This is a genomic window from Alcanivorax profundi (genome assembly GCF_003597125.1).
GTDB classification, from domain to species: domain Bacteria; phylum Pseudomonadota; class Gammaproteobacteria; order Pseudomonadales; family Alcanivoracaceae; genus Alcanivorax; species Alcanivorax profundi.
Map to the genome: position 1 here is coordinate 988,640 of NZ_QYYA01000002.1, position 9,897 is coordinate 998,536.

Consider the following 9,897-nt stretch of genomic DNA (forward strand, 5'->3'; position numbering starts at 1 on the left):
AGGCCCGATATAATTCCCCCCACATTTGTATCGTGGTGTAGTTATGGGTCATCGCACAGCTTTATATGACGCTCACCTGGCCGCTGGCGGCAAGATGGTGGATTTCGGCGGCTGGGACATGCCGATCAATTACGGCTCCCAGATCGAGGAACACCATGCCGTGCGCCAGAAGGCTGGCGTCTTCGATGTCTCGCACATGACGGTTGTGGAAGTGGCCGGCTCCGGTGCCCGCGACTACCTGCGCCACCTGCTGGCCAACGATGTCGACCGTGTCGCCCCTGGTCGTGCCCTTTACAGCGGCATGCTCAATGACCGCGGTGGTGTGATCGACGACCTGATCGTCTACAAACGCGACAATGACTACCGGCTGGTGGTAAATTGCGCGACCCGCGAAACCGACCTGGCCTGGATGGAACAGCATGCCGGCGGGTTTGCGGTGGATATTCGTGAGCGTGCGGACCTTGCCATGCTGGCTATCCAGGGCCCCGAGGCCCGGGACATCACCGCTGGCCTGCTGGACGGCGCCCGTGCCGAGGCCGTACAGGCACTCAAGGTGTTTGGCTTTGCCGAAGACGGCGAATGGATGATTGCCCGCACCGGCTACACCGGGGAAGACGGCGTAGAGATCATGCTGCCCGGTGCCGATGCGGTGGCGCTGTGGAATCAGCTGCTGGCCGCCGGTGTGGCCCCTACCGGCCTCGGTGCCCGTGACACCCTGCGGCTGGAAGCCGGCATGAACCTGTACGGCAACGACATGGACGACAGCATTACCCCCTGGGAAGCCAACATGGGCTGGACCCTGGTGCTGAATGACCGTGATTTCATCGGTCGCCAGCCGCTGCTCAACCAGCAGGAAAATGGCCACGCCGAGCTGGTGGGGCTGGTGCTGGAAGGCAAGGGTGTGCTGCGCGCCCATCAGAAAGTGTTGATGCCCAACGGTGAAGAGGGCGAGATCACCAGCGGCACTTTTTCACCGACGCTGGGCAAGTCTATCGCCCTGGCCCGGTTGCCCGCCGGTGCCACCGGCAAGGTCGATGTGGAAATCCGCAACAAGCGCCAGCCGGCCCAGGTGGTCAAGGCACCGTTCGTGCGTAACGGCCAGGCGGTTTATAAAGCAATCTAGTCGGGGCTTGTCCCGGCCACTGTAGGAGCCATGCGAGCGGCTCCTACAGTAAAAAACAGGATTATTCAGCGTGCACGCGTAAGGCGTGCTGCGTGCAAGCGACTCTTAACAGGAGACAACAATGAGCGAGATTCCCGCCGAGCTGCGGTATGCCAGCAGCCACGAATGGGCCAAAAACGACGACGGCACTGTGACTGTGGGCATTACTGCCCACGCCCAGGATGCCATGGGTGATCTGGTCTACGTGGAGCTGCCGGAAGTCGGCCAGGTCGTGGCCGCCGGTGACGAAGCTGGCGTCGTCGAATCCGTGAAAGCTGCCTCTGATATCTACGCTCCGGTGTCCGGTGAAATCGTGGCAATCAACGAAGCACTGGAAGACGAGCCGGAGCTGGTGAACAACGCGCCCTATGAAGGTGGCTGGCTATTCAAGATTGCCATGAGTGAAGAATCCGATCTGGATAACCTGCTCACCGCTGACCAGTACCAGGCGCAGATCGAAAGCGAATAACGGCATGACCGTTATTCGCAGCTGTGAGCTATCAGCCTCTAGCTGTGAGTAAAAGATTTTTCTCGTCGCTCGAAGCTGGTGGCTCATAGCTGATCCCCTGCGTTTTTTAGCGCTGCGGAGCCAAAAGCCAAACCCAACCTATCCAGGTACCCCCATGCCTTACATCCCCCATACCCCCGACGACGTGCGTGCCATGCTCGACGCCATTGGCGCCGACAGCATCGAAGCCCTGTTCGATGAAATTCCCGCGCACCTGAAAGCCGCCGGCAAGCTGGATGCGCTGCCCGAGGGCTTGAGCGAAATGGAAGTGACCCGGCTGATGAACGAGCGCGCCGCCATGGATGCCGGCGCAGTCAGCTTCATTGGCGCCGGCGCCTACCAGCATCACATTCCGGCCGCGGTATGGGAGATTGCCACCCGGGGTGAGTTCTACACCGCCTACACGCCTTATCAGGCAGAAGCCAGCCAGGGCACCCTGCAGGTGATCTACGAATTCCAGACCCTGATGACGCGCCTCACCGGCATGGAAGTGAGCAACGCCTCTGTGTACGACGGTGCCTCTGGCCTGTCGGAAGCGGTGCTGATGGCCCTGCGTGCCAACCGCAAGAGCAAGTCCCGCAAGGTATTGGTGCCCACCGCCCTGAACCCCCGTTACACCGCGGCGACCCAGGCCATCGTGGAAAACCAGGATGTGGCGCTGGACAGCGTGGCGTTTGATCCCGCCAGCGGCCAGACCCCGCTGGACGCCCTCAAGCCATTCGAGGGCCAGGACTATGCAGCACTGGTGATCAGCCAGCCCAACTTCTTTGGCTCTCTGGAAGAAGTGGATGCCCTGACCGACTGGGCCCACGCCAACAACATGCTGGTGATCGGTGTGGTCAACCCGACCTCGCTGGCGCTGCTGACACCGCCGGGCGAGTGGGGCGCAGAGGGTGCCGACATCGTGGTGGGCGAAGGTCAGCCGCTGGGTGTTCCGCTGTCCTCCGGTGGCCCGTACTTCGGTTTCATGTGCTGCAAACAGAAATACGTGCGTCAGATGCCGGGGCGCATCATCGGCCGCACCGTGGACATGGAAGGCAAGCAGGGCTTTGCCCTGACCCTGCAGGCCCGCGAACAGCACATCCGCCGTTCCAAGGCCACCAGTAACATCTGTACCAACCAGGGCCTGGCCATGACCGCGTCCACCATCTACTGCTCCCTGCTGGGGCCAGATGGCCTTACCAATGTGGCGGCGCACTGTCATGCCAACACCCAGTCGCTGGCTGACAAGCTCACCGCCATTGCCGGTGTCGAGCGGGCCTTTAGCGCGCCCACCTTCCACGAGGTGGTGCTGACCCTGCCGAAACCCGCCGCCGAGGTGCTGGCGGCCCTGGCCGTGAAAGACGTGTTGGGCGGTGTCAGCCTGGCTACCGACTATGACATGCCCAATGCGGTCCTGATTAACGCCACCGAAGTCCACAGCGAAAGCGATCTGGATTTGTTTGCGGTCGCCCTGAAAGAGGTTCTGGCAGCATGAGCGAGACCCAACTGATTTTCCAACTGTCCCAGCCCGGCCGCAGTGCCGTCTCCCAGGCGCCGAAAGCGCTGGCAGACGACAAACTCAGCGCCATTCCTGCGCACCTGCGCCGCAAACAGAAGCCGGCCCTGCCGGAAGTGTCGGAAATGCAGGTGGTGCGGCATTACACCAACCTGTCCAGCAAGAACTTCGCCATCGACAAGCAGTTCTACCCGCTGGGCTCCTGCACCATGAAGTACAACCCCCGTGGTGCCAACCGTGCCGCCATGCTGCCGGGCTTTTTGAACCGCCACCCCCTGGCCCCGGAGACCCACAGCCAGGGTTTCCTCAGTTGCATGTTCGAGCTGCAGAACTTCCTCAAGGAAGTCACCGGCATGAAAGGCGTATCGTTGGCCCCCATGGCGGGCGCCCAGGGCGAGTTCGCCGGGGTCGCCATGATCCGTGCCTACCACGAAGCCCGTGGTGATGAAGGCCGTACCGAGATCCTCATCCCGGAAGCCGCCCACGGCACCAACCCGGCCACCGCCGTCATGTGTGGCTACAAGGTCCGTGAAGTGCCGGTGGGTAAAGATGGTGACGTGGATCTGGAAGCCCTGAAAGCCGCCTGTGGCCCCCAGACCGCCGGCCTGATGATGACCAACCCCAGCACCTGCGGCGTGTTCGAACGGCAGATCGAAGCCATAGCCAAAACTGTCCACGAAGCCGGCGGCCTGCTCTATTACGATGGCGCCAACCTCAACGCCATTCTCGGCAAGGTACGCCCCGGTGACATGGGCTTCGATGTCATCCACATGAACCTGCACAAGACTTTTGCCACCCCGCACGGCGGCGGCGGCCCCGGTGCTGGCCCGGTGGGTGTGTCCGAGCGGTTGTTGCCCTACCTGCCCACCCCCATGGCGGGCCAGCGCGACGATGGCAGCTACCACTGGATCGACACCGACACCCTGAACACCAGCATTGGTCACCTGAGTGCCTTCATGGGCAACGCCGGTGTACTGTTGCGCGCCTACTACTACGCCCGCTCGCTGGGCCGTGAAGGCATGATCCGCGTGGGCGAGTTCTCCACCCTGGCAGCCAACTACCTGCTCAAGCGACTGGAAGCCGTCGGCTGCACCGCCGCCTACCCCGATCGCCGCGCCAGCCACGAGTTCATTCTCACCTTCGCCAAAGAAGCGAAAGAGCTGGGGGTTACCGCCATGGATATCGCCAAGCGCCTGCTGGACTACAACCAGCACGCACCGACCACCTACTTCCCGCTGCTGGTGCCGGAGTGCTTCCTCATCGAGCCCACCGAAACCGAAAGCAAGGAAGCCCTGGACGAGTTCGTCGATGCCATGGCCGCCATTCTGGAAGAAGCGCGCACCCAGCCCGACATGGTCAAGGAAGCGCCCTTCACCCAGCCGGTACGCCGCCTTGATGACGTGAAAGCAGCCCGCGAGCTGGATCTCGCCTGGACAGAGTAGAAACTCGGTTTCTGTGGGAGCTTGCCTGCAAGCGATCAAAACCCGGCGCAAGCCGGGTTTTTTAATGGAGCAAGATCAGTCGGACGTCGGACGTCCGACCCATACCCTGCCTATCCCCGATCCAGTGGACTGATGACCCCCAGCCCACCCCGATTCATCACATGCAGGTAACGCTCGGTGGTGGACACGTCGCTGTGGCCCAGCAGCTCCTGTACCGTGCGGATGTCGTAGCCCTTCTCCAGCAAATGGGTGGCAAAAGAGTGGCGAAACGTATGAGGACCACAGAGCTTGGTGATGCCAGCTTCAGAGGCCGCCTGTTTGACATGCTTGCGGACAGTATCCTGATGATAATGATGACGCCGGACGATTCCGGTCTGCGGGTCTGTCGCAGGTTCTTTAGAAGGGAAAATAAATTGCCAGATACGTTGTGAGCCTGCTCCAGGATATTTCCTGCTCAGCGCATGTGGCATCCACGCGGGGCCAATGCCATTTTTCTGATCCATCTCATACAGGTTTGTTGTCACAGAGATTTGCTGGCGCAATCGTGCTTCACAAGACTTTGGCAGCAGTGTTCTCCTGTCCCTGTCACCTTTGCCTTGATGCACCGTAATAATCATCCGATCAAAATCCAGATCCTTGATGCGAATGCGAAGCGCCTCGGACACGCGTAGCCCAGCGCCATAAAGGAGTTCACATATCAACTGGGAAGGCTCAGGGAGCAGTGCGATAACTGCTTGGGCCTGTTGCTCGGAAAACACGGCAGGGATCCGGGGTTTGCGCTTCGATTGGCGAAAATTCAGTTCGCCATAGTCTTGCTGTAAAAATCGACGATAGAAACAATTCAGCGCATTAAGGGCAATTTTCTGAGTGGATGGGCTGCAATATCGCTGTACAGCCAGGTGTGAAAGAAATGCCTCAATCTCCCTGGCACTCATCGTCGAAGGATGGCGCATCTTGTGATATCGAATGTACTTGATCACCCAGTGGACATAGGTTTGCTCTGTTCGATAACTGTACTGGTTTTTCCTTAGCCAGAACCGGAACTGATCCATCAGCTTTACCGGCTTTTCAGGCGGGGCGCGAGGGATGTCATCCATGACAACTCCATACTGCTCAAAATGACAGTATTGCAGTTGGCGAAGCCCTTTTTCAACGGAAGCAGTGCTCATTCCTGAAGCATGGTGCTTACCTGTTACCTATCTTGTTGATATGCATAAGAAAAGGATGCTGCCAATAAGTGACCCAGAGTCAGGAGTTATAAGGAACGTTCCTTATAACTCCGTGTAGGAGATTGGCTATAGCATCTCAACCCATTGTTATGGCAGGCTTTTTATCGGGGAGTGTGTACGAGGGTTCCAGAGTTATATAGAACCGAGTTATACGGAACGTTCTAATTAATACGCTGTTATGTGATTACGGAGAACGCAGGATGCGAAAGGGAATAATTCAAATCACCCTAGCCGTTGCTCTAATGGCTATATCACTGTGGTCTCTTATCTGGGTGTTCTCGTCTGCCAGCTTGGCTAGTGCGTACTGTGGTGCCGATTTTTCCCTTTTCCATTCCGAGTTTCGCTGTCAGCAGCCCTTCGTGGCAATGATTCTCTGTGTTGTTTTCGGGCTTTTGGGTGTGCTTCTGGCGTTGCTGGGGGTGAAAAATTTGCGCGTTGGTAAAGCACATAACAAGGCGCTGCTGCCGACAAGCGGCAGAGCGCAGCGTTAACTCTACCAATGAATTACATCGAAATTGATATCCAAGTGTTGCGAAAAGAGGGGGATTCATTACTCGAAAGGGTTTTGAAACGATTATTGCCGTCGGCAAACCCGGATCTAGAAAATATCTACAAGAGAACGAGCTTTTGGTGGCTCGAATTTGACGATAACGGCTGCCCTCAAAGGGAGATTGGCTTCGATAGAAATAGAAAGCCTATTGTCCTTGGTCCAGTGGGTAAGAATTCTGGATTTCTAGTTGATAGCGCTGATGATTGGCGGGGTTTCAAAGAGCCAAATTGTAAAGCAGCGGCTCAATTTGAATCAGTTTGGTGTCAGTTGTGGCCATCATTCGTGGGCCTTGAGACTATCAGTTAACAAGCTGCGCCAGTCGGACCGATTTGTCACGCTGCGCGCAACAAACCGGCCGCTGCGCATGGCGTTATATCCCATGATAGGTATCGAGAATGAGTCGTAGAAGAGAGATAGATCAGCAAGAATTCGATCTGTATTATCTTCAGAAAACGATAGCGAATGCTATTCCCCAAAAAGAATGATTGTGCTTCAAAAGAAGATCTGGATGAGGTTGCTCGCGAGTTAAAAAGGTTTTCTGTATTCACAAAGCTGCAGGTTCGACTGTTTCTAAAAAAATATCGTCGTCGGCTCCTTGATATAGATAAAGAACCCCTCGATTCCTACCATCAGAAGTTATACCGAGAAGATTTGGGGGAAACTGAATATCTCGATACTGTCAGGCGGCAGTATTGGTTTTGCTATCCAGCCTTGGTTAGAACTGCAATGGAAATCGAGTTTGGTGCTGAATATGAAAGCTTTTCTAATGAGCGTGACAGAATATAACAATTTGCTGTGCTCGGACCCAACTACGCGCCGTAAGCTTATGGTTTGCTGCGCAAACTTACCACAAGCTTACTCTGCTCCGTTGGGCCGGCAAGCAAGGCGTTAAATGAATAGAAGGATCTATGTCTGAGATAGCCAATACCCCCGAACCACCATATTACGCGGTTATATTCAGCAGCCACCGTACAGAAGGCGACGATGGTTACGGTGATATGGCAAGCCAGATGGTTGAGTTGGCGTCGGAGCAACCAGGGTTTCTCGGCTTCGAGTCTGCCAGAGAGGGGTTGGGTATTACTGTGTCGTATTGGGAAAGTCTTGAGTCCATCGCTAGTTGGAAGAGTAATTCCGAGCATAGTGAAGCCCAGCGATCGGGGCATGAAAAATGGTACTCAGAATTTCGGGTTCGTGTGGCTAGGGTGGAACGCGAGTATGGCATTTAACAAGGCGCGGCAGCAGGATCAAATTTCCGCTCGTTCCTCGCTTCAATTTGCCCGCTGCGCGCGGCGTTATGTGTTCTCAGGCTAGGTGTGGGCTGATGAAGTGGTTTTCTTTTGGGTTGGGAGTTCTATGCATTATTTATGCAGGCCTCTATTTTATAGGACTTCTTCCCGTTGGCTTTTGGCAGTCGGCAATTGATCTGGTTATGGGAGGCGAGCCTGGTGCGTATTATCAAATTGTGCCAGCAGATTCGTCTGAGTATCAGGGGGGGGCGGCTCTTTCCCTCGGGGTGGTTCTTATCGCTTTATCAAGGTGGCAGGTTCAAAGGTGTAAAGCTGATGAGTGATTTCTGCGATAGGGTTTCACATAACAAGAGGCGGCAGGCAGACCCAATTTCCGCTCCTGCGTCGCTCCAGTTTAGCTGCTGCGCCAGGCGTTAAGTTTCCGAGAGAGTATCGTGGAATTCGAATATACGATCACAGAAGATGAATATGTAAAAGCAAACAAGCTTTTTACCAAGCCAGCTAAAACGACCCTCGTTGCCTATGCCGTTGTAGTGCTAGCTTTATTAGTCATAGCTGTAATCGCTCCTTCTTACGTCGTAAAAATAGGTGCAATTGGCGGGGTTTCTGGTGGTTTTCTTGGGCATATGGCGGTCAGACACTTATATGCACCTTGGAGAACAAGAAAGCAATATCGTGCGTATCAAGCTGCGCAAGAATCTGTCGCAGTGAAGGTTCTTCCAGATTCTTTGCTTTTTAAGTCAAGTATTGGAGAGGCGGTCATAGAGTGGTCACGAATAAATAAATGGCGGGAAAATGGAGAATTCTTACTCATTTATCAAGCGCCAGAGGTCTACCATATAATCCCGAAAAGAGTTGGTGAGACAATACGTGAAGTGCGGAAATCTTTAGTAAAGTATGTGGGCAAAGAAACTTAACAAGTCAATCAACTTCGCGCCTCCGGCGCCGGACAGCTTACACTGCGCTTCGCTCCGTTCCAGCTGCCGGTTATTGAGGCGTTATGTTTCAAAGGTGAAAAATGGAAGATTTTCTTAATTCACTTGCCACAATGGATATTAATCGCGGTATAGCAATACTAGCCGTTGTGGGATTTGGTGTCTTCGCTATGATCAAAGTATTCGGGCACATGAAAGATGGCTTTGGCGTTTTCAACGTTCGAATTACTGGCATAGTCATAGTCGCGACATTGGCAAGTATACTGGCTGTAATGAATCCATCTGGGGAAAGTGCAGCTATTGGTATCTTGGGTGCCATAGCTGGGTATCTTTTTGGCTATGGCACTAAAGACTAAGCAAAAACATAACAAGCGGCAGCAGCACCGGCCCTTCGGGCCTGGACTCGCTACACTGCGTTTCGCTCGCCGCTGTGCTGGGCGTTATGACTGAGTCAGGATCATGGTAAGTCCCAAGGAAATATTGGTTAATATTTGGTACGGGGATTCAACGGATATTTCTATTCGGGAGTGGGTCTTTGATTATATTGAACAGAATGAGAATGTTCCCGAGGAGATATTCGAGATATTTGACGCAGATTCAACGTCCCAAGAAGCGCTGTTGATGAAAATTGTTGCTATTTCAGATTCTGAATTTGATTCTCAGTGTGTACAGGCAGAAGTTATGGCGGCGAAACTTTTGCTAAAAGTAGCATCTGATTATTTGGTAGGTAACGTTAAGCCAAGTGATGTATGCGCAGTTATTAACAATATTGACTGTGGGTTTCTGGGTGCCCCAAGGGGATTGCCAGATAAAATTGCTTATTATCAGAAATGGTTAGGCAATCTATATCATTCATGTGATTGGTGTGATGGTGGCTGGACTCAAAGTAATGCTCCACATTTAAAACAAGATTTACAAGAGCAGATTACGGTTATTCAAACGTGGCTAGAAAAGTCATAACAAAGCGCTGCAAGGGAAAAAACTACGCTCCAGTAATTTGTGGTTCGCTGCGCTCACTTTACCACAAATTAGTTCCGCTCCGCTTTTCCCCTGAGCGCGGCGTTATACATAGGGGCCTGCATCATGATCGGTGTTATCTGCAAGGCACAAGAAGGAATGGAAGGCCTGGCTAAGGACTGGGTTCCGGAAGCGTTCTCAGAGTTTGAGCTGAAAACGGTATTCTATAATGTCTTGGGGTGTGAACTTAAGGAAGAGAGCTTCAACTATGAAGCCGGCGATATATTGATTCACTTCACCCTAGAGGGGCTTCCTGCGCCACAGGCTATATCATTCAGTTGTGCCCGCTCACCGGAGAACCAAAAGCTA

At 54.3% G+C, this 9,897-nt stretch carries 13 protein-coding genes; 12 read left to right on the plus strand and 1 reads right to left on the minus strand.

Going from position 1 to position 9,897, the window contains the following annotated elements:
• Positions 1 to 43: 43 nt before the first annotated feature.
• The 4 genes from gcvT (at position 44) to gcvPB (ending at position 4,610) form a co-directional block, all read left to right on the plus strand.
• Positions 44 to 1,123 carry a glycine cleavage system aminomethyltransferase GcvT gene (gcvT, locus tag D4A39_RS09875; RefSeq protein ID WP_119917994.1) on the plus strand — a complete coding sequence of 360 codons (1,080 nt, stop codon included), beginning with the start codon at positions 44 to 46 and terminating at the stop codon, positions 1,121 to 1,123.
• A 121-nt stretch (positions 1,124 to 1,244) separates the two neighbouring features.
• Positions 1,245 to 1,631, plus strand: coding sequence for a glycine cleavage system protein GcvH (gcvH, locus tag D4A39_RS09880; RefSeq protein WP_022985448.1), 387 nt, complete (start codon positions 1,245 to 1,247; stop codon positions 1,629 to 1,631).
• 154 nt (positions 1,632 to 1,785) lie between these two features.
• A complete protein-coding gene (gcvPA, locus tag D4A39_RS09885; RefSeq protein ID WP_119917995.1) occupies positions 1,786 to 3,147 on the plus strand; it encodes an aminomethyl-transferring glycine dehydrogenase subunit GcvPA in 1,362 nt (453 codons plus the stop codon).
• Positions 3,144 to 4,610 (plus strand): aminomethyl-transferring glycine dehydrogenase subunit GcvPB, encoded by a 1,467-nt coding sequence (gene gcvPB, locus D4A39_RS09890; RefSeq protein WP_119917996.1) that lies wholly within the window; start codon positions 3,144 to 3,146, stop codon positions 4,608 to 4,610. Before gcvPA ends, gcvPB begins: the two co-directional genes overlap by 4 nt.
• A gap of 110 nt (positions 4,611 to 4,720) precedes the next feature.
• On the opposite strand, the gene D4A39_RS09895 is transcribed toward gcvPB, so the two are convergent.
• Entirely contained in the window at positions 4,721 to 5,707 is a 987-nt protein-coding gene (locus D4A39_RS09895) for an integron integrase (protein WP_158586927.1), read from the minus strand.
• A 491-nt stretch (positions 5,708 to 6,198) separates the two neighbouring features.
• Here D4A39_RS09895 and D4A39_RS18185 point away from each other — a divergent pair, with 491 nt between their 5' ends.
• The 8 genes from D4A39_RS18185 to D4A39_RS09930 all read left to right on the plus strand — a co-directional run.
• Positions 6,199 to 6,330 (plus strand): hypothetical protein, encoded by a 132-nt coding sequence (locus D4A39_RS18185; protein WP_267899600.1) that lies wholly within the window; start codon positions 6,199 to 6,201, stop codon positions 6,328 to 6,330.
• A 521-nt stretch (positions 6,331 to 6,851) separates the two neighbouring features.
• Entirely contained in the window at positions 6,852 to 7,175 is a 324-nt protein-coding gene (locus tag D4A39_RS09905; RefSeq protein WP_119917999.1) for a hypothetical protein, read from the plus strand.
• A gap of 122 nt (positions 7,176 to 7,297) precedes the next feature.
• Positions 7,298 to 7,615 carry an antibiotic biosynthesis monooxygenase family protein gene (locus tag D4A39_RS09910; RefSeq protein ID WP_119918000.1) on the plus strand — a complete coding sequence of 106 codons (318 nt, stop codon included), beginning with the start codon at positions 7,298 to 7,300 and terminating at the stop codon, positions 7,613 to 7,615.
• 95 nt (positions 7,616 to 7,710) lie between these two features.
• The gene (locus tag D4A39_RS17635; RefSeq protein WP_147393904.1) at positions 7,711 to 7,959 is read left to right on the plus strand and encodes a hypothetical protein; all 249 of its coding nucleotides are present in this window, start codon (positions 7,711 to 7,713) and stop codon (positions 7,957 to 7,959) included.
• A 111-nt stretch (positions 7,960 to 8,070) separates the two neighbouring features.
• A complete protein-coding gene (locus D4A39_RS09915) occupies positions 8,071 to 8,553 on the plus strand; it encodes a YcxB family protein (protein ID WP_119918001.1) in 483 nt (160 codons plus the stop codon).
• A 101-nt stretch (positions 8,554 to 8,654) separates the two neighbouring features.
• Entirely contained in the window at positions 8,655 to 8,927 is a 273-nt protein-coding gene (locus D4A39_RS09920) for a hypothetical protein (protein WP_119918002.1), read from the plus strand.
• A gap of 103 nt (positions 8,928 to 9,030) precedes the next feature.
• Entirely contained in the window at positions 9,031 to 9,531 is a 501-nt protein-coding gene (locus D4A39_RS09925; protein WP_119918003.1) for a hypothetical protein, read from the plus strand.
• Positions 9,532 to 9,654: 123 nt separating this feature from the next.
• The coding region (locus D4A39_RS09930; RefSeq protein ID WP_147393905.1) for a hypothetical protein at positions 9,655 to 9,897 on the plus strand (243 nt) is incomplete at its 3' end.